The organism is Streptococcus sp. S1 (genome assembly GCF_034137685.1).
Lineage (GTDB): Bacteria > Bacillota > Bacilli > Lactobacillales > Streptococcaceae > Streptococcus > Streptococcus dentalis.
This window is the reverse complement of record NZ_CP139418.1, coordinates 504,314-527,186: the sequence shown is the minus strand read 5'-3', so window position 1 is coordinate 527,186 and position 22,873 is coordinate 504,314. Positions and strand designations below refer to the sequence as shown.

Sequence of the window (22,873 nt, the reverse complement as noted above, 5' to 3'; positions counted from 1 at the left end):
AATTACCTGATAAAGAATTTTTAAAGAAAAGCTCATTCTGTTTAGATTAGAATGCCTGCTTAGGGAACACCCCTGCTATAGCATTCTTTTCTAAAGATTTTGTTTACTTAAAAATTCATATCCTTCCTTTCTACTCTCTACTGTTTATTTAAAAATTGTTGTTTTAATTCTTTCACATCTACCACTCTCAGAGATAGGATAGCGATCAGATAAATGATCCCACCAAGCACCGCATACACGAGTACATTCAGGGTAGGGGTGAAATGTAGAAACGGTTTTACAAGTTGCAAGAGGCCATACATCAGAGCAGATGCGAACATAATTTTTGTCATCGCACCGATAATTGGAACTTCCTTGAGGTAATGACGGGTATAGTAGAGTTGAATCCCCCATACCAAAGCTTCTGTCAACACTGAGACAATCGCAGCTCCAATAAAGCCCAGTTTTGGTAGGAAGATGAGGTTCAATCCGACACTGACAATGGCAGGTACAGTAGTCGAAATCATAAATTCTTTATTTTTATTATGAGGGATCAGAATTTGAATCCCCATGATATTGGTCCATCCGATAAAGAACATTCTAAAAATCATGATGGCAATGGCATAACGCGCATCCTGGAAGTCCTTCCCTAGGAAGAACTGAACAAAGTCATCATTGACGATTAGCATGCCGGCAATAATGGGGAAAATGACCAAATTATAAATCAAAAAGGACATTTGGTGCATCTTATTAACCGCCTTGTGGTCTCCTGAGGATAAGAGACTCGATACCCGAGGCAACATGACACTGCCCAGTGAGGTCACCAAGGTCAACAAAATATTGACCAGTTTTAAGGCTTGGTCATAAATCCCCACATCCTTTGTAGAGGCGAGAGCCCCCAGCATGGTTCGGTCCAAGGTGACATAGAGGGAAATGGCAATCTGCGGTAAAAAGAGCAGAATGACCGGCTTCAAATGCACCCGTGCATAAGCCATATCAAAATGGGCTTTCCCAATGAACTCCCGAGCAGGTAGCCACATACTGAGCTGACCTAAGAGCTCAAAGATGGTCAGTAAGAATACATAGAGATACAGATCATTGGCAGATTTGACAAACAAGAAGATGGAGATGACTCCAACTAGTTTGACCGTGATATTCCGAACCGTAATCTTGCGAAAATCTTCTAATCCCTGAAAGAGCCAAGAAATGTCGAGTCCCTTAGAAACCAAACTAAGTCCTAGGATATAAGCAACAGGATTTTGCATGGAAGGTAGGGTGAGACACAAAAGAACATAAAGGGTAAGAGATAAAATCGTAGCCCCCAACTGGAGGGTATAAATCCCCCAGAAATTCTTCTGGATATCTTTCCGATGTCCTGAGATCTCTTTGGTTCCATAATTGGCCACTCCTAGCGTCGCCAAGAGGATAAAATAGGTGACGATGGAGTTGAAATAGCCATAGGTCCCCAAGTCATTCGAGCTAAAAACCCGTGTTACATAAGGGGTGGTGATAATCGGCAAGATAATCACCAGCAACTGGTAGGAGAGATTATAGGCGTAATTTTTTAACACTTTCATGACTGTCTACAATCCCCACTTGAAGACCGTTTTAAACGGTGTGATCAAATCCGTCGCAAAAGCTCGGTGAATATCTGGAATGGTTTGAACTTCTCCATCAACGTGAATAATGTTTTTCAAACGACTTTGGACTCGACGATTAGCCAGCATCTCTACAGCCCGCTCGAAATCTTCACGACCTGAGCGAGAAGACCCCACAAAGGTCAATCCCTTTTCAAGAACATCTCTTGTATTAACTGCGACCCGGTTATCACTAACCCCCATTAACATCACGGTTCCTTGAGGCTTGATATGATCAATAATATCATTGATGGCTGGTTCACTTCCTTGGCCACCAGTACACTCAAAGGCGTGATCAAACCGTTGGTCGTCTGTCAACTCGCTGGTCAAAATTGCTTGATGAATGAAATTAAACAATTGCAGTTTATCACTGTTGCGCCCAACTACAGTTATCTTCAAATCTGGGTATAGATAGTGCAAAGAAGTCGCAACCACATATGAAAGACTCCCATCTCCTAAAATCAAAACAGACTCTCTTCGTTGATGGGCAATGAGATCAAAGCGATGAATGGCATGCATGGCAACACTACTAAATTCCGCTAAGGCTGTCACAGGGCCCCGAACTTCCTCTGGATAAGCCACTACACGATCCAGTGGCAAGGCAACGACTTCTTGCATAAAACCATTAAAGCCACTAGACAAGAAGTGCGTCCCCTCCAAATAATTTTCAAAGAATACACCCTCTGTTTGATGAGGAGGTTGATTGGGAACCATAGCCACAATCTGTCCTGGTTGATAGGTTCCCGTAGGATCCGCTACCACGATACCAGACGACTCATGGATCAGGGCCATGGGTAATTTCTTTTTAAGCACCTTAGGATCCCGTTTCCCTTGATAGTAACGTTGGTCCGCATGACAAATAGCCATGTAATAAGGGCGTATTAACACCTTGTCTCCACGGCTCATGTCTTCTTCTTGGTATTTGATGGTAATATTTTTCGGCTGGGTCAGCTGAAAGATTTGGTTCAACATATTAATTGTCCTCAATCATACCGCGTGCAATTTTCAAATCTGTAATCGTCGTAATTTTAATATTGGAATATTCCCCTTTAGCAAGAGCAACTTTTTTACCATTGATGACAAAGATCTTGCAGGCATCTGTCAAGACTTCTTTTTGTTGGTCACTTAAATCATGATACAAGGCAAGAAAGTCTTTCATTTTGAAGGTTTGAGGGGTTTGACCCTGATAGAGATATTGGCGCTCTGGGATATCCGTGATAAAGGTATTATCCAAGCTTTGAACAATGGTATCGGTCGCTTCGACCACTGTATCTACAACATCATGGTTCTTGGCCAGTTCAATGTTTTCTTGGATAGTTTTTAGGCTAACAAAAGGACGAACCGAATCATGGGTGACGATAATGTCCTCATCTGTCAAAGGCTGCACCTCATCGATAGCCAGGATGATATTTTCGATGGTAGAGTTGCGGTCACTTCCTCCCTCTACAACCAAGATCCGGTCCTTATAAGAAGACAAGTACTTGTCTACCAGATCTTCCGTATAGGTCACCCAGTCCGGATGAATCCCCAATACAATCTTTTGAATCTCATGGACCAATAAGAACTTCTCAACCGTGTGGATTAAAATAGGACGTCCACCCAAATCCAAAAATTGTTTGGGCATATCCGTAATCCCCATCCGTGAGCCTGTTCCTCCTGCTAAAATCCCTGCATAAATCATCCTAAACCTCCTGATGTTGTCTCTTTTTCCTTCTCTAGAACATGGCTATTTAGCAATCTAGCCTAGTTTTGCTCTCACCTTTTGATACAAATGTGGAGAAAGGAGCAAAAGAAGGTATTTGAGTTTATTTTTTCTTGTAATATGTAAATTGATTAGAATATCTTTCCAATAGCGACGATACTCTTTGCGAATTTTGTTAACCTGATCATACATATGAGAACCCAGCATAGCATGGACCACATGCAAGCCATTAAAGACATAGCGGGCATTGACCGCTTTTTTCATTTCCGGATCATCAGGATAGTCTCTCTCGACATAGGCTCTGTTCCATTCCATGGCCTTGTAGAAATCCAAGAGCCGATCGCTATACTTCGAATTGACTGTACTACCCGCTCTTCGATAGTATTTATAAAGATTAAGATTGCTTACAGCAATCTCCTTACAAGCTGCAATATGCTCATAGGCAATGGCCAAATCTTCATAAATCATTCCTTCTGGATAGGGATGTTGGAGTAAGATCTCTTTCTTGTAGAGTTTTCCTCCTGAATGAGTCCCAACGTGGTGACCATAGAACATTTCTATCAGAGCTGTATGGCGGTCTAATTTCCTAGCGCTCTTTTCATTTAGATCTCCTGAAAAATCTTTGTCCTCATAACTTCTGACTTCAATGACCGGGGTCGATACGAGGTCAACATTATACTGGTCTTTCAATCCCATTAAATATTCAACAGTTCTACGATCATAATAATCATCTGAATCTAGAAGCATGATCCAATCAGCTGTTGCCACTCTTACACCGTTGTTGCGGGCATAAGATATTCCCCCATTTTGAAGATGGAGCACTCGAATACGGTCATCTTCCTGAGCATACTGGTCACAAATTTCTCCTGAACGATCGGTTGATCCATCATCGACCAGGATGATTTCAATATTTGAATAGGTCTGTTGTCTAAGACTACCGACACTATACTGTAAATACTCCTCGACATTATAGACCGGTATGACAATCGAAACCTTTTCCATTATGCTAATCCCTTCATGATAATTTCTACAATCTGTTGACAAGCTGTTCCATCCCCATAAGGATTACTTGCCTGGCTCATCTTCTCGTATTCATCTTGGTCTTCCAGAAGGAGCTTGAAGTTGCGATAGATGTTTTCTTCTTCTGTTCCGACCAATTTCAAAGTCCCTGCAGCCACACCTTCTGGACGCTCTGTCGTATCACGCATGACAAGGACAGGTTTTCCTAAGGAAGGCGCTTCTTCTTGGACGCCACCTGAGTCCGTCAAGATCATATAGCTTTGGTTCATGAAATTATGAAAATCAATCACTTCCAAGGGCTCAATGATTTTCATTCGCTCATTCTCTCCAAAAATCTTGCTAGCCAATTCTCTGACCTTTGGATTTTTGTGGATGGGATAGACCACCTTTACATCTTCAAACTCATCCAAAATCCGGTTGACCGCACGGAACATGTGCTCCATAGGTTCTCCAAGGTTTTCGCGACGGTGGGCCGTCAACATGATGAGCTTGCTCCCTTTTGCCCACTCCAATATAGGGTGGTCGTAGTCTTCTTTTACCGTTGTTTTTAAGGCATCAATAACAGTATTTCCTGTAACGAAAATATTGGTCCGTCCTTCTTTTTGAAGATTCTCTTTTGAAACCTGGGTTGGAGCAAAATTGTAATCTGCCACTATGGAAGTAGCTTGACGGTTAAACTCTTCAGGATATGGGCTTTGAAGATTGTAAGTCCGAAGACCTGCTTCCACATGCCCCACTTTGATGCCCATATAAAAGGCCGCCAAAGCTGTTGCAAAGGTGGTTGTGGTATCCCCATGGACGAGGACAATATCAGGTTTTTCCTCTTCTAATACCGGTTGGATTTTTTCCAAGATAGAGGTCGTAATGGTAAATAATGTTTGATTGGCCTTCATAATGCCTAGATTATAGTCTGGAACAACACGAAAAACGTCTAACACTTGGTCCAGCATTTCCTTGTGCTGCCCCGTTACACAGACTACGGTTTCAATGGTATCGTGTTGTTTGAGTTCATTGACCAAAGGACACATTTTAATGGCTTCTGGACGCGTCCCAAACACCAACATTACTTTTTTCATTTTGAACCCTTCCTCATGAATTGGTAAAAGTTGCGATAGTTGTCTAAAAAGATCGGATAGCTATACTTGCTTTCATAATCTCTCTTTGCTTGAGCAGCTAAAGAGGCTCTTTTCTCAGGATCCCCTGCTAATTGTTTAATTGCTTGAGCTAAGGCTTGCGGATCCTCAGCTGGGACGAGGAGCCCATTCTCAGAATTCACTACTTCGTTCACACCTGGAATATCTGTTGCAATCATGGTTTTGCCGTTCATAAAGGCCTCGATTGCAACCAATCCAAATCCTTCAAAAATCGATGGAAGAACACAAAAGTCAAAGCTATTGATACACTCTACCACGTCGCTCCGATAACCTAAAAAATGAATTCTTTCTTCCAAATCCAGCTCCTTGGTTTGATTTATCAAATCATTTTTCAATTCTCCATCACCGATAAGAAACAAGGATACACTTGGATTTGTCACTAGTGACATAGCTTCGATCAGATAGGGTAACCCTTTTTGTTCGGACAGGCGAGCGATACATCCTATTTTGATACCGTCACACTGAGTAATTTCATTTACTGTATGCTCACTTTGTTTCATTTTTACTCCATTATAAATCACAATAGAGTTTTTTGACCTCACATCATTAAGGATATTTTCCTGGACAGCTTGACTGACAGCAACCGTTCGAGCCTTTCCTAGGGCGAATTTATAAAGTGGTAATTTATCCTTGAAAACATTATGAGCTGTATAGACATGGAGCAAGTTCGGATGGCGCATCTGCAGCAAACGAATATAGAAAGCAGCCATCCGGTGATGGGTGTGGACAAGAGTAATCTCATTTTCTTTGATGATCTTGGAGAGACTAGCAAGGATCTTGAGCACCGTAGCTGGCTGTTTGCTATCGATGTCTAGAATCCGATGGTGTTGAATCCCATTCTCTGCTAGTTTTTCTTCCCACAATCCACCAGTTGATGCGACATGAACCTGATCAAATTCATCCTTGAGGTCTGTCGCCAACTGATAGACAATACGTTCCGCTCCACCGATATCCATGGTCCGCGAAATGTGAAGAATATTATTTTTTTGCTTTCCGTTTTTCATGTACTACTCTCTTAATAAAAGTGGCATTTCCTACAAAATAACGCTTAAAGAGCCGTTTGGGTTCGTTGGCCACACGGAACAACCATTCCAGATTGGCTTTTTGCATCCACATAGGTGCCCGCTTGATATGACCTGAGAGGACATCAAAGCTTCCTCCCACTCCCATAAAGACAGAATTGACGCCATTGTCCATAAACTTCTGGATCAAGTACTCCTTTTTAGGAGAGGTGATGCCGACAAAGACAAAATCTGGCTTCTTCTCACGAATATCTTCTTGAATAGCCTCCTCCTCTTCAGCAGAGAAATAGCCATTGCGATGGCCCACTACTCGGAGATTTGGATAATCCTTTTTAAAGATGGCCAACATATCGGTCAAGACTTCCTCTTTTGCTCCGAAGAAGTAGACAGAGTAGCCTTTTTCATTGGCTAAATGGAGCAATTCCTGCATCAAATCAATGCCTGCTACGCGCTCTGGGACAGAATAGCCCAAATAGCGCGCTGCGAGAACAACAGAAGCACCGTCTGCATTGATGATTTCAGATTCATTGACAATCTTCTTGATGGCTTCGTCTGTCGCACACTGATTGAGCTTATCTGCGTTGACCCCCATCAAATGGAGTGGTTTTTTATCTCGTACAAATTCTTCTGTAGCAGCAACGGTTTCTGCCATTGTTAAAGGGTCAATTCTGACCCCCATCATCGTAAAACTTTTCAAGCTTATTCTCCCCACGTGGATTCAAAGTGACCTTTTTGCTCTGATTCTTCTGGCAACTTCATATAATCGCCATAGATCTTTGTCAGATAAGCATCCGGATCAGCATGACCACTGATTTTAATAGTTTCAAAATCAAGGAGTTGTGGCTCCCCAAATACCTCTTTGTAGGCCAATTCTCTCTCGCGATAGGATCCTAAGACATTTCCCACGAGATCACTTGTCTCAAAGTCATATTTTTTAATCGTATTTTGTAACTTTTGATTGATTTTTTCAGTATTTAGTAATTTGTCTAGGCGAAGGATCTTAGAAACCTTCACAATTGAATTTTCAAAGAAACCTCGGTCGCGATTGTGCAATCGATTGATGACAGATATTTTGGAAAGGGCACGGTAATACTTAATTTTATTGGTGTGCAAGAAATAGTGGAAGCCATCTGATGGGTAACCATCTAAAGGAAACACATCGATAAAAGGACTACACACAACCCCACCAAATTCAATTTGAAGCGAGGTATCCATGATAGAGGTATTGCCTAAATTATCATCATGGATTCTCAAGATGACATTGCTCGGTAATTCATTTTGGCAAATTTCCAGAAACTTTTCATAGTCTTTTCTAGGCATGCCCAAATCCATATCGTCATCCCAAGGGATAAAGCCTTTGTGACGAATGGCTCCCAATAAAGTGCCCCCTAAAGCATAGTATCGAAGATTGTGTTTTGTGCAAATCTCAATATACTTTTCTAATAAGGATAGTTCTCCTAATTGAATCTGTCTAACTTTACTCACAGCCTACTTCGCTCCTTCTTTTCTAAGTACAACCTTCACGGTCTTGAGCAGGATCTGAATATCTCTCCAGATCGTCCAATCATCCATGTATGCAACGTCGAGTTTGACCACTTCGTCAAAGTCTGTAATCTCACTGCGTCCGCTCACTTGCCAAAGGCCTGTAATCCCTGGCTTGAAACTGAGTCTACGTTTTTGGGCTGGCGTATAGTCTTGGTATTCATCTACCGTTGGAGGACGAGTTCCGACTAGACTCATGTCACCGATCAGAACATTGTAAAATTGTGGCAATTCATCAAGACTGGTCTTACGGATAAAGCGTCCGATCGGTGTTACCCGTGGATCGTTTTCCATCTTAAACATCCCACCTGTCATGGTGTTTTGCGCCATCAGATCTTTTTTAATCTCTTCGGCATCCACGCGCATGGAGCGGAATTTATAGAAGTTAAAATACCGTCCGTTCTTTCCGACCCGCTTCTGTACAAAGAAGGCAGGACCGCCATCTTTGCGGATTAGAGGGACCAAAACGATACTCACTAGTCCACAAATCAAGAGGCCAAAGAAAGCTCCTGCAATATCCAAGAGACGTTTGGCAAATACGTGGCTCGGTTTGTAAAAATTGGTTGAGAAAGTGACGACGCTTAGTCCCCCGACTTCTCGAACCCGTTTATTGCCTAAGGAAGCGAAGTTAAAGGCATTGAGATTGACCGACACATCGATCCCCATACTCTCAAACTCCGAGACGAAGTCACTTATATTATAGTCCTCACTTGGCAGATTGATAAAGACTTCATCCACCACTTCCTTGGTCACAAAGTTCATCATTTGATCCGGCTGCACCACCCTGACACCTGAATGAGCAAAATCCGTATTGTCCATGACAGTGACACCGATTAGATCTCCATGATAGAGGTTGGGTGAATGCAAGATATCAAATACTTTTTCCATCCGACTGGTCGCTGTGATCAAGAAGATCTTTCTCGAACTTTTCCGCCGTGGTGAAACAGATTTCCGGTATCTCTTAAGCAAGAGATCCATGGCATAGACGGCAAAGGTATTAAAAAGAAAGAAGTAGATCATCCCCCGTCGAGAGATAGAAAAGACCCCATCGAGCATAAAAGAGGTAAAGGTGATCCCAACAGCGAAAAATACATTGTATTTCAAGACCTGAAAGAGCTCATCTAGGTAACCCCTACTGTAAAAACGATAGGAGACATTGCTAATGTAAAAGGCTACAAAGTGCAAAAGATAGAGCACCGCGATCGTCTGTGGCGTGTATTCTGCATTCTTAAAAAAGCTCACAATGTAAGCTGAAAATAGGACAGCCAAACTTTGAAAGAGAACAATCGTTAATTTTTCCAGTTCAATTCTTTCTTCTCCCATTTTCCCTCGATCCTATTCTTTACTTTTTCCCATATTCCCCGTAAGATCCATATCCACCATACGAACCATACTCGGTAGCTTTAATGTTAAATTTATTGAGCACTACTCCTAAGAAAGGGGTGCCTGTTTGTTCTAATTGTTCCTTCGCCTTTTGGACAGCCTTGCGTCCATTGGCACCAGATTCCGTGATCAAGACGGTTCCATCACAGCGTTGAGCGATAATCGCCGCATCGATCACGATTCCGATTGGAGGTGTATCGACGATGATGTAGTCAAAATGCTCACGTAGGGCATCCATCATCACGGTGAAGTTCTTACTTTGCAAGAGACCCGTTGGGTTTGGCGCGACCTGTCCAGATTCGATGATATCCAAGTTTGGAAAATCAGTAGGATATAAAATTTGGTTCAATTGGCTACGACCAGATAAGAAGTCAGTCAATCCTTGGATCTTATCACGGCTACGGAAAACCCCTGTCATGACAGAGTTCCGGATATCGCAGTCGACTAAGAGAGTCTTATAACCCGCACGCGCAAAGGCAACGGCCAAGTTGGTTGAAGTGGTTGATTTTCCTTCGTTTTCTTGAACAGATGAGACAGCGATGACTTTCAGATTCACACCACTCAATTGGATATTCGTCGCAAGAGCATTGAAATACTCCTCTGCCTTATGGATTTCTTGTAGTTTATTTTTTGAAATTTCTAATGTATTCATGCGTTCCTCGGTCTACAATTTCTTAATATCTGGCACAATACCAAGTAAGGTGAAGCCCATCAATTCTTCGATATCCTCTGGTCTCTTGACACGATCGTCCAAGACTTCTACTACGACCATGAGAACCACCATCAAGCCAGCTCCAGCAATAAAGCCAAGAAGGACATTGCGTCGGATATTTGGTGAAGAAGGTGATTGAGGCACTTCTGCTTCATCCAAAGTCGTAACATCTGACACCTTGGTCACAGAGATGATCTTTGCAGCTGCTACATTTCGAAGGCCATTGGCAATGCGGGCCGCTTCTTTTGGATCTCCATCCTTAGCCGTGATGGAAAGGATACGAGTATCTGTCGGAACGGATACACTGATCTTTTTCGACAGCTCAGCTGGTGTCAGATCGAGTTTCAATTCTTCGATGGCCTGACTCAATACATTTTGAGAAAGGATGATCTCACGGTAGTCTTTAACCAAGTAAGAACCCGCCTGCAAATCCGAGTTTGTCAAGGCATTGTTGTCTTGGTTTTGACGACTGACCACATAGATCCGGCTAGTACTTTGGTATTCTTTCTTGGCTAAAAAGGCACTATAGCCAAATGCTGCGATGGCAAAGACAAGAGCGACCAAAACGATTGAGAACTTGCGTTTCCATAGGGTCTTCAGCATAGCGAAAACATCAATTTCCACTGCTTGATTTTCTTGATTGTTCATTTCCTAATTACTCCTTCGTGTGGATCTCTCCACCTGTTTCATGGTTAGATTAATTCATCCGCTAACAAGAGTTCTTGATTGCTGACAAAGAGAGCTTGTGCTCTTTGTTCTCCGTATTCTTCCTTGATCAAGCGATAGGCTTCTGCCATATAAGGCGGTCGTTTATCTACATTGTGCATATCACTGGCAACAAAGTGTACCAAGTCTTTTTCTAAGAAGTACCGAGCTCGTTTTTTGAGTTGTTTTTGTTCATCCCCAAAGAGGCGAGGCTTGAGAACACTAGAACTATTGATCTGCATGTAGCAGCCCATGTTAATCATCTCTTGCACGCGCTCCTCATTTTTCTCCAAGCACTTGTAGCGCTCGATATGGGCCACAACTGGTGTCACACCTAGATGGAGTAAGCGGTCCAAAGCGGTATGAATCTCCTTGTAAGGTGTTCCCATGCTGAATTCGATCAGAGCAAAGCGCGTATCTGCCAAACGTGGAATGATCTTTTCTTCCAGTTTTTTCAAGACATCATTGGTAAAGTAGATCTCTGCCCCATAATGAATCGTTAAATCTGGCGCGACCTCTGCCGCAATTTTTTTCACTTCTTGAAAATTTTCAGAAATCTTTTCTTCGGGAGTTTCAAACATCCCCTTGCGGCGATGAGAAGTGGAGATAATGGTCCGTACCCCTTGGCGATAGCTTTCTTCCAATAAGGCACGCGTATCTTCTCTTGTCTTTGGTCCATCATCCACATCAAAGACGATGTGCGAGTGGATATCAATCATTTTTCTTTTCCTTCCATTACTTTTTGAATGGTTTCCTTAGCCTTGGTCAAGCTGGCTTGATCCAACTCCATGACATAGAGGTTGTAACCAGGCATGGCATAAGATGGTAAGTCGGTGCGTCCTTGACCGGTGATCGCTTGAGAAGTCACCTCATAAGAGCCACCCGATTCTAGCTGGGTATTGATCAAGTTCATCATAGTCGGCAACTGCATGTTGGTTTGGACAGAATCTTGGAGGTTTCCGATAATCTCATTGTAGTTGCTTAAAACCTTAGTAGAGGTCAACTTTTTGATAATAGCTGCAATGACTTTTTCTTGGTTTTTCCCACGGTCATTGTCGCCACCTTGAAGAGAGTAGCGTTCGCGAACAAAACCGAGGGCTTGCTCCGAATTCAAATGGACTTTGCCAACTGGGAAATGGAACTTGCCATGAAGGCTCGTGAATTCCTGGTCATTTTCCACATCGATTCCCCCTAGAAGGTCAATCAACTTGAGGAAGGATGTGAAATTGAGACGAACGTAGTAGTTGAGCTTGATATCATAGAGATTCTCAAGGGTATGGATAGAAGCATCCACTCCGTAGATCCCCGCATGGGTCAACTTATCATTTTGGTTATTACCACCATCTGCAATCGGTACATAGGCATCCCGTGGTGTCGTTGTCAATAGGACTTGCTTGGTCTTCCGATTGACCGTCATGATGATATTGACATCTGAACGAGAAACCGAGGTTACCGGACCATAGGTATCGATCCCGCTGACATAGATGTTAAAGACATCCGCATTGGCAGACACCTTGCTCGTCGCTGCCACTTCTTTTCGGATCTTGTAGGAATAGATTTTCTTCAACTTCTTCGCATAGTCCGCATCTTCTGCGGCAATGGTATCCTCAAAGGTACTGTTGAGGACCATAGCAGAGGCATTCCCTTCCTGCAGACTCTTATAGGCATCTAGATAAGTCGGTGCATCCACTACAGAAATTTCCTGACCCTTGGTCTTTTTGATGTTGTCCAAGAGGGCAGTAAGATTGGCTTCGTTATTGTTGCCCTTTGGTGCCACCACTTCCTTGATTTCTTTGATATCTTTGATGTCACTGTCTTTCTTGACATAGACAGCCATCTCAAACTCTGTATAGTTAGAGTGGCCATTGACATTACTGGTCAGATTCAAAAGCTGTTGGCTAGCAAACAAAACTCCTGAACTAGCCAATAAGCCGACAAGAAGCAGGACGAACGTTGTCTTTTTGGCCTGATTTTTGATCACAAACCAAGCTGACAAGAGCAAGAGAAGAGCTAGTAGTACAATCACGAGAATATTAACATAGCGAAAAGCCAAGATGTTATTGGCCAACATGGTATAGGTCGCCCAACTTGCACTCATAAGCAAAAAAATAAGCAATACGGAATTAATGATTCGCAATTGCCCCCACTTATGTTCTGAACGACGGCACCGTCTCCTTTGTGACATAAATACCTCCAATTAGTCCTAATCATATTTATTGTAACATATTTTTATTAAAAAATGCATTAATTATCACCATTTTGTCCATTATAGACATTTATAAAATAAGCGTTTTCTAAAACTTGAGAAATCTCTTGTATACTTATGCAGAGAATCCAAAAAAACCGAGTGCAAAACCCGGTTTTTTGAAGTGATTACAAAAGATCGTCCCGCTTGACCTGCTCAAAACTTTCCCTTCCGTCATTGAGCTTATCCCAGATGACGACTTTTCCTTCTTTCAATGATTTTTGAACATCAATGATCCGCTGGTTAGAAGAGCCACGGAACTGCAACATGAGGTTGCGCTTGCTCTTATCATAGCGCCCATCGACCAGAATATCAATCAGTGATAGAAGCTCTAGTTTGTCTGGTGTCTCTAGCATCATTTCTTCCCAGGTGTAGCCTGTCCAAGACCAGATATCTTTATCAGGCAACTCTTTTCTCACGCGCTTGACCAAGGGCAGAAGGATGCCAGTGTTGAGAAAGGGTTCCCCTCCAAGTAGGGTCAAACCCTGGACATAGGGTTGGGCCAGATCTGCCATGATCTGCTCTTCCAACTCTTTGGTATAGGGAATGCCTGCATTGAAAGACCAGGTCGCTACATTGTAACAGCCCTCACAGTGAAACATGCAACCCGCCACATAAAGGGAATTGCGCACCCCTTCGCCATCGACAAAGTTAAAAGCCTTGTAGTCGATGATGCGACCTTGACTCAGTTCTTCACTCTTCCACTCACCTGGTTTTGGTGTATTCCATGTCATCCTTCTACTCCACTTCTATCCAATAACGCTCCGTTCCATTTCGAACATCTTCAAATTGACCGCCATTAGCTAAGATAACCGCTCGACTGGCAGGATTTTCCGTGCTACATGTCACCAGAGCACGATGGATGTTCTTTTCTTTAGCTAGTTGCAGACCTTGATAGAGAGCTTCCTTGGCATAACCTTTTCCCCTTTCAGAAGGGCGGATGGAATAACCGATATGGCCAGCATAATTCAACAACCCCTCATTTAGTCTCAGCCGTAGATTCAAAAAACCTAAAGCATGACCTGATTCATCAAACAATACGAACTGAATTGATGGAACGCGATTTTCAGGCAATCCTATTCCCATTTCTTTATTAAGGTTAGTTTCTAGCCACTCCTCATAATCAAAGTTCTCAGCATCCCAAAAGCCGCCGTCGTGGGCCGACTGGGTCTCTTCGAACTCTGTCATCATGTTTAGAATGGTTTCTTTATCTGCTAATGTTGGTCTACGTAATTCCATCTTTACCTCCCCCATACGAGAAAAGCGAGAGCGGACTCTCACTTTTTTTTTATTCTTATTTAAAAATTGTTCTCTCAGGCTGGCTACTCGGTCTTTTTTATTGATTCCACCCTTTGAATGCTTCTCGTGGAATCGTTGAACCTGAGCCTTACCTTTATCATCTAATTGGTATTTTCCCATAATGTCCTTTTCTAATTTGTCACTTGGTGTCCAGCTGATTTGATAGTGGATCCATTCATGTGTTTGACCCGTGCAGCAATTTCCTTATGACGGCCATTGACCATCGGACGAGCTTGAGGGTTTCCTAGATAACCACAGGTCCGTTTGACCACATCAACCGTTTTCGGATCGCTATTGCCACAGTTTGGACAAGCAAATCCGCGCTCAGTCGGCGTGAAGTCTCCCTCAAAATCACACTTGTAACAACGGTCAATCGGCGTATTGGTTCCGAGATAACCGACCCGGTCATAGGCATAATCCCAAACCGCTTCAAGGGCTTTTGGATTTTGTTGGAGCACAGGGTATTCACAGTAGTGGATAAAACCACCAGACGCCCCAGCTTCTGGATAGACTTTTTCAAAATCCAACTTCTCAAATGGCGTTGGGTTCTTACGAACATCGTAGTGGAAACTATTGGTGTAGTATTCCTTGTCTGTGATATCTGGAACCTTACCAAATTTCTCCGTATCCAGGCGACAGAAGCGGTCTGTCAAGCTTTCTGACGGAGTCGAATAGATAGAGAAGTGGTAATCATACTGGTCAGACCATTCTTCCACGCGCGCTTTCATATCCTTGATGATATCGATCGTGAATTGTTTGGCTTCTGGATTGTGTTCCCAATTTGGACCATAAAAGACGGTTGCAACTTCATAGAGTCCGATATAGCCAAGAGAAACGGTTGCTCTGCGATGACGGAAGAGCTGATCTACCTGATCATATTTACCCAAGCGTTTCCCGAAAGCCCCATATTGGTAGAGGATCGGCGCATTGGCTGGTGTCGCTTCTTTGGTGCGTTCCACGCGGTAAACCAAGGCATCTTCAGCGATGTTCATCCGTTCATTAAAGATTTGCCAGAACTTCTCCTTGTCTCCGCCCGATTCCAAGGCAATCCGAGGTAAATTGACGGTCACGACCCCAAGATTCATCCGGCCAGAATTAACTTCCACACCATTCTCGTCCTTCCAACCTTGAAGGAAAGAGCGACATCCCATCGGCACCTTGAAGGAGCCTGTCAACTCGACAATCTTGTCATAAGACAAAACGTCTGGGTACATGCGCTTCGTCGCACATTCCAAGGCCAATTGCTTGATATCATAGTTGGGCGTTCCAGGTTCTAGGTTGAGCCCCCGCTTGAGGGTAAAGATCAGTTTTGGAAAGATGGCTGTCCGATGTTCCGATCCAAGTCCCTTAATCCGGATTTCCAAAATCGCCTTTTGGATTTCCCGTTCGAAGCGATTGGTTCCAAGACCAAAGCCAAGCGAAGTAAAGGGAGTTTGCCCGTTCGAAGTAAAGAGGGTATTGATCTCATATTCCAGCGATTGCATGGCATCATAGATATCTTTTTGAGTCTTGCTCCAAGCATAGTCCTCTTGCTTTTCAGGAAGCACCCACTCTTTGGCATCTGCCAAGTGTTTTTGGTAGTTCTTTTCTGCATAAGGGGCCAGGACCTCATCGATCCGGTCAGCCGAGCAACCCCCGTACTGACTAGAAGCTACATTGGCAATAATCTGCGAGATTTGAGCCGTTGCAGTTTGGATGGACTTAGGACTTTCGACTTCTGCATTCCCAATTTTAAAGCCATTTCTGAGCATGCCTTCAAAATCGATCAAACAGCAGTTGGTCATCGGTGTATAAGGGCTATAGTCCAAATCATGGTAGTGGATATCCCCTTTTTGGTGGGCATTGGCTACGTGTTTAGGCAACATTTTAAGACCAATAGACTTACCAACGATCCCTGCCGTCAAATCCCGTTGCGTATTAAAGACATCGCTGTCCTTATTGGCATTTTCATTGACAACCGCTTGGTCCTTGTTGAGGAGTTTTCCAATCGTAAAGTTGATATCCGTCGCTTTTGAGCGCTCAAAATCCCGTTGAGTCCGATAAGTAATGTAGCTCTCAGCAATCGCATATTCATTGGCTTGAAGCAATTCATGTTCGACAACATTTTGGATCTCATAAATCTTCACGCCATTTGGAAAACGTTCCAAAATCTCTGCGATTACACGATCGACAATGGCTTCTAGTTTGGCTTCCATCACTGGAGTGAGAGAAGTCACTTCTTCTGTCGCCTTCAACAAGGCTTTATAAATTTTTTCAACATCGAATTGAACACGACGGCCATCTCGTTTTTCAACAAAAATATCCGGGGCCATTCTCAGTTTTTCTTCTCTCAAGGTGATCATACCAAACATGCCTCTCTTCATTTATTTACATACAAGTTGTATTATACCACTCCAAAAATAAAAATCAATATCTTGTGGTGAAAATTCTAAAAAACTTTCTAAAACACAAGATATTGATTTTCTTAAGAGCGTTGATAGAGTTTGAAATGACGGTATTTCTTCTCAACTAGACGATAATTTTCTTTGAGCAAGTCCTTCATATTGGAGGTCAACTCTACCTGATTATTGACCACAATATACTTCGGTTCAGACCGATCGATTTGTTGGACTACATTGGTCCGATTTTCATTAATTCCCAGATAAGACGTCGGGGTCAATAAGGCCGAAGCTGCCAAACGATCACTTTCTTGATAGATGGTAGCCGTTGTATCCCAAGCATAAATGGTATCTTTCGACTTGGTATGATGTTTAATGTAGCTGGCAATAGCGCTCCGTTCACTCGATTGGCCAGACTGAAGCACGACATCTTGAACCACTGGATTCGCCAACAGATAGACAAGGGCTACTAGCGGTAAGAAAACTTGGCTCGTAAAGTAAGCGGCCCAAACTTCCTTGTTTTTCTTCTTCCGACCACGACGTTCGATACCGTCGTTTTCTTCCCCATCTCGTGAGAACCAGATCGCAAACAAGGGAAGAACAAATGGCAACATTGGCAACAATTGGTAAGCGCCTTGTTCAGGAAGACCAATAGACACGACGAGGACTACCAGGCTACCTGCCCATCCCATAAAGCGGAAGATCCGGCGAGCACTGCTACTTTGCTTAGTAAAGGACATCAAAAAGGCAGAGACTAAACCAAAGGCGAGCGCCAACAATCCGTAATAAATAACATTACTGAAGGTCTGTCCATTCGTGAAATTCAAGGCATTAAAGACATAGGTTACTTGGTTAATGGCATAGCCAAAAGTCTGATTCAAAACGGTGATATAGCCAATTGGATAAAAGACGAGTGAAAAACCAAGGAGAGCTGCTAGCAGTTGATAAAAGCCACGCGCCCATCTCTTCTGCTTGATATTAAAGGCTGTTAATCCAAGGAAGGCCAACAAATAAAACAAGGCACTGGTCATCGGATCGATCAAGAAAGCCACAGCTGCAATCGCACCATAAAGGATAAAGCCTTCATCCTTACGATACCCAATCAGATAAGCCAAAATGAAATTCATGCTGGCAAATAGGATTGGAAGGCTAAAGAGAGTCACATAAGTCCCTCCAAAACCAAGGCCTAGCACCAAGAAATAAAAGAGCAACTGGACATTCTTCGCTGTATCTTTATCAGACACCAGCAAGCGCACAACCCGATAGAGGTAAGTCCCCGCAAAGAAGAGGGCAATCGCTTGGAGGATCATCAAGATCCAATGTCCACCAGCTAAACTTCCCAACCAGTTGATTGCATAATAGAGGAGACCATTGGTTCCGTAAAAATCACCAAACGGTACTTGACCCTTTGTCATTGCCCAGCCAGCATACAAATTTTGAGATTGTTGATTGGTGGCAAAACGGGTTAAAAATGGCACCCCGACATGCAGTAAACTAATCAAGAGACTCAACACAAGAGGAATCTCCATAGGGACTGGACGCTTCCATTGACGGCGCACAGACCCAGCTACTACATCTGCCTCTAACTCCTCCGTGTTCTCTTCTACGCTAGGTACTTCCGCTTTTGTTGCTTCAACTCCCGCTTTACGCGAACGACGACTCATCCGACTGAGCGGTTGCTCCGGTTCCTGGTCTGATTCTCGTTCAGGTTCTGCTACTAGTTCTGACTTTGCATCACTAATGGGCTCTAATCCTTCCATTGCAACCGGCTCCTCCAATACTTCTGCCTGCTGGCTATGAGTCGGCTCTTCTTCACGAAAGACTGATTTATCTAGCACTTCGCGAATTTCACGTGTATCTTGAAAACTAACTCCCACGTGAAGCCCTAACTTTTTCGAAGTCATTTCTTGCTCTTTTTCGCTCATTCTTTTTCCTTTTCTTCCATGTTCCTCTGCTTTTTCCTTTTAAAAAAGCTCGCTATCTTTTCTAGTATACCAAATTCTGCCGACCGTGTCAGCCTCTTGCCACATAGTCCTTCGAAAAAAGAGTCAGATCTCTTAGCTTCTGACTCTTTCTTCTGTATGTCCACACCTATTACAACATCGGTGCGAACAATTGCATAATTTCCTTGATTAAGCTTTGGTGCCATGTAAAGCGGAAGGTATCCTCTGTAATTTCTTGAGACACTTCAAAGATATGGTCAAAGTCCTCCCGAATCTTTTTCAAGGCAGGCGTCCGATACATCCAGACGGCATTTTCATAGTGATGGGCCAAACTGCGATAATCAAAGTTAATCGACCCTACAACCGCCATTTCATCATCTGCTAACACTTGCTTACTGTGGACAAAACCAGGCGTGTACTCATAGATTTTCACACCAGCATCCATCAAATCCAAGTAAGCCCCACGAGTTACGATTTGGATTAATTTTTTATCCGGAATATGCGGAGTCACGATTCGAACATCCACCCCACGAAGGGCTGCATTGCGGATATCCTCTGTCAAATCATAATCGATGATCAGGTAAGGAGTCGTGATATAGACGTAATCCGTTGCCTGGTTGATCATATTTTGATAAACCGTCTTTCCGACCTGCGACTTGTAAATCGGCTTTGGTCCACTCCCATAGGGAATGTAGAGTCCTTCGCCTTTGACTGCCTTGTTTTCAATATGGTAGCGGTCAAAATCCTCGATTTCCCCACGGTTAATGTACCAGTTCATGAGGAAGAGTCGCGTCAAGGCCTTAACAGCCCGTCCATCCAAACGGATAGCACTGTCCTTCCAGTGGCCAAACCGCTCAATGTGGTTGATGTACTCGTCTGCCAAATTGACACCACCCGTATAGCCGATCTGCCCATCAATGACCAGAATCTTGCGGTGGTCTCGGTTGTTATAAGCCACTGTTAGACGGGGAATCACCTTGTTGAACTTATGGGCATCAATCCCCATCTTTCGCAACCGTTTGGTATAGTTCCCGGCCAAGGTCGCCATACAGCCGATATCATCATAAAGGAGTTTGACTTCAACCCCCTCTTTTACTTTCTGTTCTAAAATCTCTAGGATGCTGTTCCACATCAAGCCCTCATCAATGATGTAAAACTCGATGAAGATAAATTTTTTCGCTGCTCGCAGATCCTCTAGTAGTTGCGCATACATCTCCTCCCCTAGAGGGTAAAAGGTCGATGCCGTCCCATTGTAGAGATCCGCATTGTGGTCCATGGATAAAATAGACTTAACCAAGCCATAGACAGCCTTGCTTTCTTGCTTGAGCTCCTTACGCAACTGATGACTATTGTCCTCTCGAAACTTCATGGACTCCATATTTTCCAACTGGATCATTTCCTTCTTGGACAAACGCCGCTCTCCAAACATGAGATACAAGAGTGATCCAAAGACAGGAATGACCGCAATCAAGAGCCAGGTAACCTTATTTTCAGGCGGGGTATTTCGATTAACAATAGCTAGAATCGTCGACACATATAAGAGCCCAATGACTGCAACAGATAGCCAATGCGGGAACCATCTATTGAGCCAGAAGAAGGCCGCAAAGGATGCCCATAGTTCAAAGCCCATAAACAAAATACTAAATCCATATTTGGACATTAATAGACGTAATTTTCGAAAGGTCACAGCATCCTCCTTTTTTCTTTCTACTAGTATACCAATTCTTTTTACCCGATGCAACGACCAACCAACCCCCTTCTTGACAAACAAAAAGAGAGTGGGACAGAAATCGGTAATTCGTTAGAATTCGATTTCGTCGTCCCACCTCCGCACAGTTGAGTAGGGCTGTAAAAGCTGATGAAATCAGCGTAGTAGAGCCCACTCAACCACTGCGTCTTGCTCGACAATCTAAAAACAAAAGAGAGGCTAGGACTTTTGTCCCAGCCTCTCTTTTGTTTCGCCCCTTATTGCTTGGTCAAAACGATAATCCCTTGATCATCCTCTGCCTGTTCCAAGTCTTCTAGCGATAACTGATCTCCTTCGATCCGATAGCGATAAGGCTCATCCCCGATACGCATGGATTGATTGACCGAATCAATACTGACCTCTTTGGTTTCTTCTTCGCCATCAGCATCTTGCACCGTAAACGTGCCTTTTTGACCCGTCACAACTAAGAGAATCGTATTTTCCTCGTCCTGTCCTCGATAACTACCATCTATGGACACTCCTTCTTTCTGTTCTTCACTCGCTGAAGTCACAGTCTGTGATGAAGCAGACGTCTGTTTGCTCGAAGTCTGTGTCGCTTTTTCTTGCTGGCTACAAGCAGTCAGGAAAAGGGCTACTGCCAAGGTCAGTATAGACATGATTTTTTTCATTAAGATCGGCTCCTTTCGCCATAACCGTATACTATCTACCACCAGTATACGCCAAGAAAGTCTTTAGGTCAATTGTTTACCCCTCTAATAAAAATGCCCTTACTTCCGCAATAAAATACAAGGATCCTGTCACAAATAAGACTTCATCTGGACGACTCTGATCCATAAATTCTTTGATATAGGCCTTGTAGTCAGCTACATAGGGCAAGTCTTGTCGGTCACCTTGTGCTACCACTTCTCCGTAATGAAAGGTCGTCAAAATCAATTCTGCTTCTGGCAATCCCGCTTGAAGTGTTTGGAGCATCCCGCTATAATCTTTTCGCTTGAGGGCCCCAAATAAAATTTTCACGCGTTTTCCTGCCAAGCTATTGACAAACTCGATCAAGCGCAACATAGCATGAGGATTATGGGCGCCATCAAGATACACCTGGTCACCAAACAACTCTAGACGTCCAGGCCACCGCGTCTCTTGTAAGGCCAGTTTGACCTGATCCATATCCACTTCTTGATCTAGCCCCTCCATATAGAGGAGAAAGGCCTCCAGAGCTACTGCAGCATTTTCCCGTTGGTAATCACCCTTCAAGCCCAGAGACGGCAAGACAAGATCCACACTTTCATTCCAAAAACAATCCTGCTCTAAGCCAAAATCTTTCTGGAAGGCGTGGAGATCCACATCCAATTGCTCGGCCCTTTCTTGACAAACAGCTACAGCATCATCCGACAAGGGACCCACCACAGCTTTCTTGCCCTTCTTAAAGATTCCTGCCTTTTGCTGGGCGATTTCCGCAATCGTCCCTCCCAGTGTTTCCTGGTGATCCAGGCCGACCGAAGTGATCACTGCGATCTCTCCCGTCACTACATTGGTGGTATCTAGAAGCCCACCGATACCAACTTCCAACAAGACCACGTCCACAGCTTGTTCCTTAAAATACAAGAGAGCCATGAGGCAGATAATCTCAAAATAAGAGAGTTGGTCCTGGGTTTGAAGCAAGGTCTGCTCCATTTGTTGGACTTCTTGGCCAATCCGAGTAAAATCTTCATCTGAAATCGGCTGATCCCCAATACAAATCCGATCATGGATACTGATCATATGAGGAGAAGTAAAGGTTCCAACCTTCTTTCCGTGAGCCATCAACAATTGACGCAGAAAGGCGATTGTGGATCCCTTCCCATTGGTTCCTGTCACATGAAGGATCGGATAAGCCTTATCCGGCCTCCCTAAAAGGCTCACTGCCTGCTCCATACGATCCAGTCCCGATCGAAAATTCAGACCGATCCGATTATTCATCCATTGCTCAATCTTATTCACATCTTCCTCCTAAAAGAAAAAAGCGACAAAACCTCTTCTGACGTTTGCGCTCCTTTCTTTTGTAGTTATTTCTTTCTCATTTTTACAGCAAGTCCATCGGACTTACCAGCTCTCTCGTATTTCTAGGAGTTGGGCTAAAAACGTCCCCCGGACGTTTTTACTCCTCCATAAAGCTGTTGAAGACTTCTTCGATCATATCCCATTCTGCATCTGAGTCTTCTGAGATTGGTTGAAGGTCGCCTTCTGTTCCGTCTTCGTTTTCTGTAAATGAATATGCTTGGATTTCAACTTCGCCATTTTCATCTTCTTCTGCATTTGCAGGGATCAAAAGAACATAGTTCTTTCCAAATTCTTCTTTGCCATCAATGGTCAAAAGAATTTCAAACAAGGTTTCATTTCCTTGTTCATCCACCAATGTGATTAATTCACGTTCTTCATGGTCGTGGTTATGATCATGTGCCATACTA

The 22,873-nt window shown here is 43.4% G+C and carries 21 protein-coding genes; all 21 read right to left on the bottom strand.

Features of this window, described 5'->3' with window-relative positions; all coding sequences use genetic code 11:
* Positions 1-137 precede the first annotated feature (137 nt).
* Positions 138-1,556: a flippase gene (locus tag SM121_RS02715; protein ID WP_320911098.1), complete on the bottom strand. Its 1,419-nt coding sequence runs from the start codon at positions 1,554-1,556 to the stop codon at positions 138-140.
* 6 nt (positions 1,557-1,562) lie between these two features.
* Positions 1,563-2,588, bottom strand: a complete 1,026-nt coding sequence (locus SM121_RS02710) for a zinc-binding dehydrogenase (RefSeq protein ID WP_031574407.1) — start codon at positions 2,586-2,588, stop codon at positions 1,563-1,565.
* A gap of 1 nt (position 2,589) precedes the next feature.
* Complete coding sequence (locus tag SM121_RS02705; protein ID WP_320911097.1) at positions 2,590-3,297, bottom strand: IspD/TarI family cytidylyltransferase; 708 nt, start codon at positions 3,295-3,297, stop codon at positions 2,590-2,592.
* 57 nt (positions 3,298-3,354) lie between these two features.
* Positions 3,355-4,320, bottom strand: a complete 966-nt coding sequence (locus SM121_RS02700) for a glycosyltransferase family 2 protein (protein ID WP_320911096.1) — start codon at positions 4,318-4,320, stop codon at positions 3,355-3,357.
* On the bottom strand, positions 4,320-5,414 hold the full coding sequence (wecB, locus tag SM121_RS02695) for a non-hydrolyzing UDP-N-acetylglucosamine 2-epimerase (RefSeq protein WP_320911095.1): 1,095 nt from the start codon (positions 5,412-5,414) through the stop codon (positions 4,320-4,322). The genes SM121_RS02700 and wecB overlap by 1 nt, the downstream gene beginning before the upstream one ends.
* The gene (locus SM121_RS02690; RefSeq protein WP_320911094.1) at positions 5,411-6,496 is read right to left on the bottom strand and encodes a glycosyltransferase family 4 protein; all 1,086 of its coding nucleotides are present in this window, start codon (positions 6,494-6,496) and stop codon (positions 5,411-5,413) included. Before SM121_RS02690 ends, wecB begins: the two co-directional genes overlap by 4 nt.
* Entirely contained in the window at positions 6,471-7,193 is a 723-nt protein-coding gene (locus SM121_RS02685) for a WecB/TagA/CpsF family glycosyltransferase (RefSeq protein ID WP_320911307.1), read from the bottom strand. Before SM121_RS02685 ends, SM121_RS02690 begins: the two co-directional genes overlap by 26 nt.
* Before the next feature lie 20 nt (positions 7,194-7,213).
* Positions 7,214-7,999, bottom strand: coding sequence for a LicD family protein (locus SM121_RS02680; RefSeq protein WP_320911093.1), 786 nt, complete (start codon positions 7,997-7,999; stop codon positions 7,214-7,216).
* 3 nt (positions 8,000-8,002) lie between these two features.
* Positions 8,003-9,379 carry a sugar transferase gene (locus tag SM121_RS02675; RefSeq protein ID WP_003012763.1) on the bottom strand — a complete coding sequence of 459 codons (1,377 nt, stop codon included), beginning with the start codon at positions 9,377-9,379 and terminating at the stop codon, positions 8,003-8,005.
* A 19-nt stretch (positions 9,380-9,398) separates the two neighbouring features.
* Positions 9,399-10,091, bottom strand: coding sequence for a tyrosine-protein kinase (locus SM121_RS02670; protein WP_003002149.1), 693 nt, complete (start codon positions 10,089-10,091; stop codon positions 9,399-9,401).
* Positions 10,092-10,103: 12 nt separating this feature from the next.
* Entirely contained in the window at positions 10,104-10,799 is a 696-nt protein-coding gene (locus tag SM121_RS02665) for a Wzz/FepE/Etk N-terminal domain-containing protein (RefSeq protein WP_003012938.1), read from the bottom strand.
* 44 nt (positions 10,800-10,843) lie between these two features.
* Entirely contained in the window at positions 10,844-11,575 is a 732-nt protein-coding gene (gene cps4B / locus SM121_RS02660) for a capsular polysaccharide biosynthesis protein Cps4B (protein ID WP_003012712.1), read from the bottom strand.
* Entirely contained in the window at positions 11,572-13,041 is a 1,470-nt protein-coding gene (gene cpsA, locus SM121_RS02655) for an LCP family glycopolymer transferase CpsA (RefSeq protein WP_003012842.1), read from the bottom strand. The genes cps4B and cpsA overlap by 4 nt, the downstream gene beginning before the upstream one ends.
* 188 nt (positions 13,042-13,229) lie before the next feature.
* Entirely contained in the window at positions 13,230-13,835 is a 606-nt protein-coding gene (nrdG, locus tag SM121_RS02650) for an anaerobic ribonucleoside-triphosphate reductase activating protein (protein ID WP_003002059.1), read from the bottom strand.
* A 4-nt stretch (positions 13,836-13,839) separates the two neighbouring features.
* A complete protein-coding gene (locus SM121_RS02645; protein WP_320911306.1) occupies positions 13,840-14,340 on the bottom strand; it encodes a GNAT family N-acetyltransferase in 501 nt (166 codons plus the stop codon).
* Between the two features lie 191 nt (positions 14,341-14,531).
* The gene (nrdD, locus tag SM121_RS02640; RefSeq protein WP_320911305.1) at positions 14,532-16,742 is read right to left on the bottom strand and encodes an anaerobic ribonucleoside-triphosphate reductase; all 2,211 of its coding nucleotides are present in this window, start codon (positions 16,740-16,742) and stop codon (positions 14,532-14,534) included.
* 122 nt (positions 16,743-16,864) lie between these two features.
* Positions 16,865-18,703: a glycosyltransferase family protein gene (locus SM121_RS02635; RefSeq protein ID WP_320911092.1), complete on the bottom strand. Its 1,839-nt coding sequence runs from the start codon at positions 18,701-18,703 to the stop codon at positions 16,865-16,867.
* Positions 18,704-18,872: 169 nt separating this feature from the next.
* Complete coding sequence (cls, locus tag SM121_RS02630) at positions 18,873-20,408, bottom strand: cardiolipin synthase (RefSeq protein ID WP_320911091.1); 1,536 nt, start codon at positions 20,406-20,408, stop codon at positions 18,873-18,875.
* A gap of 278 nt (positions 20,409-20,686) precedes the next feature.
* Entirely contained in the window at positions 20,687-21,097 is a 411-nt protein-coding gene (locus SM121_RS02625; protein ID WP_003012851.1) for an SP_0198 family lipoprotein, read from the bottom strand.
* 76 nt (positions 21,098-21,173) lie between these two features.
* Positions 21,174-22,406, bottom strand: coding sequence for a bifunctional folylpolyglutamate synthase/dihydrofolate synthase (locus tag SM121_RS02620; RefSeq protein WP_320911090.1), 1,233 nt, complete (start codon positions 22,404-22,406; stop codon positions 21,174-21,176).
* A gap of 157 nt (positions 22,407-22,563) precedes the next feature.
* Positions 22,564-22,869, bottom strand: coding sequence for a DUF1292 domain-containing protein (locus SM121_RS02615; protein WP_320911089.1), 306 nt, complete (start codon positions 22,867-22,869; stop codon positions 22,564-22,566).
* Between the last annotated feature and the right edge of the window lie 4 nt (positions 22,870-22,873).

Excerpts from the sequence above, each read along its gene's own strand:
- SM121_RS02705 (WP_320911097.1), bottom strand. The coding sequence starts at position 3,297 with ATGATTTATGCAGGGATTTTAGCAGGAGGAACAGGCTCACGGATGGGG.
- cps4B (WP_003012712.1), bottom strand. The coding sequence starts at position 11,575 with ATGATTGATATCCACTCGCACATCGTCTTTGATGTGGATGATGGACCA.
- SM121_RS02710 (WP_031574407.1), bottom strand. The coding sequence starts at position 2,588 with ATGTTGAACCAAATCTTTCAGCTGACCCAGCCGAAAAATATTACCATC.
- cpsA (WP_003012842.1), bottom strand. The coding sequence starts at position 13,041 with ATGTCACAAAGGAGACGGTGCCGTCGTTCAGAACATAAGTGGGGGCAA.
- wecB (WP_320911095.1), bottom strand. The coding sequence starts at position 5,414 with ATGAAAAAAGTAATGTTGGTGTTTGGGACGCGTCCAGAAGCCATTAAA.
- SM121_RS02615 (WP_320911089.1), bottom strand. The coding sequence starts at position 22,869 with ATGGCACATGATCATAACCACGACCATGAAGAACGTGAATTAATCACA.
- SM121_RS02715 (WP_320911098.1), bottom strand. The coding sequence starts at position 1,556 with ATGAAAGTGTTAAAAAATTACGCCTATAATCTCTCCTACCAGTTGCTG.
- nrdG (WP_003002059.1), bottom strand. The coding sequence starts at position 13,835 with ATGACATGGAATACACCAAAACCAGGTGAGTGGAAGAGTGAAGAACTG.
- SM121_RS02675 (WP_003012763.1), bottom strand. The coding sequence starts at position 9,379 with ATGGGAGAAGAAAGAATTGAACTGGAAAAATTAACGATTGTTCTCTTT.
- SM121_RS02685 (WP_320911307.1), bottom strand. The coding sequence starts at position 7,193 with ATGGGGGTCAGAATTGACCCTTTAACAATGGCAGAAACCGTTGCTGCT.
- nrdD (WP_320911305.1), bottom strand. The coding sequence starts at position 16,742 with ATGATCACCTTGAGAGAAGAAAAACTGAGAATGGCCCCGGATATTTTT.
- SM121_RS02625 (WP_003012851.1), bottom strand. The coding sequence starts at position 21,097 with ATGAAAAAAATCATGTCTATACTGACCTTGGCAGTAGCCCTTTTCCTG.
- SM121_RS02690 (WP_320911094.1), bottom strand. The coding sequence starts at position 6,496 with ATGAAAAACGGAAAGCAAAAAAATAATATTCTTCACATTTCGCGGACC.
- SM121_RS02665 (WP_003012938.1), bottom strand. The coding sequence starts at position 10,799 with ATGAACAATCAAGAAAATCAAGCAGTGGAAATTGATGTTTTCGCTATG.
- SM121_RS02670 (WP_003002149.1), bottom strand. The coding sequence starts at position 10,091 with ATGAATACATTAGAAATTTCAAAAAATAAACTACAAGAAATCCATAAG.
- SM121_RS02700 (WP_320911096.1), bottom strand. The coding sequence starts at position 4,320 with ATGGAAAAGGTTTCGATTGTCATACCGGTCTATAATGTCGAGGAGTAT.
- SM121_RS02635 (WP_320911092.1), bottom strand. The coding sequence starts at position 18,703 with ATGAGCGAAAAAGAGCAAGAAATGACTTCGAAAAAGTTAGGGCTTCAC.
- SM121_RS02645 (WP_320911306.1), bottom strand. The coding sequence starts at position 14,340 with ATGGAATTACGTAGACCAACATTAGCAGATAAAGAAACCATTCTAAAC.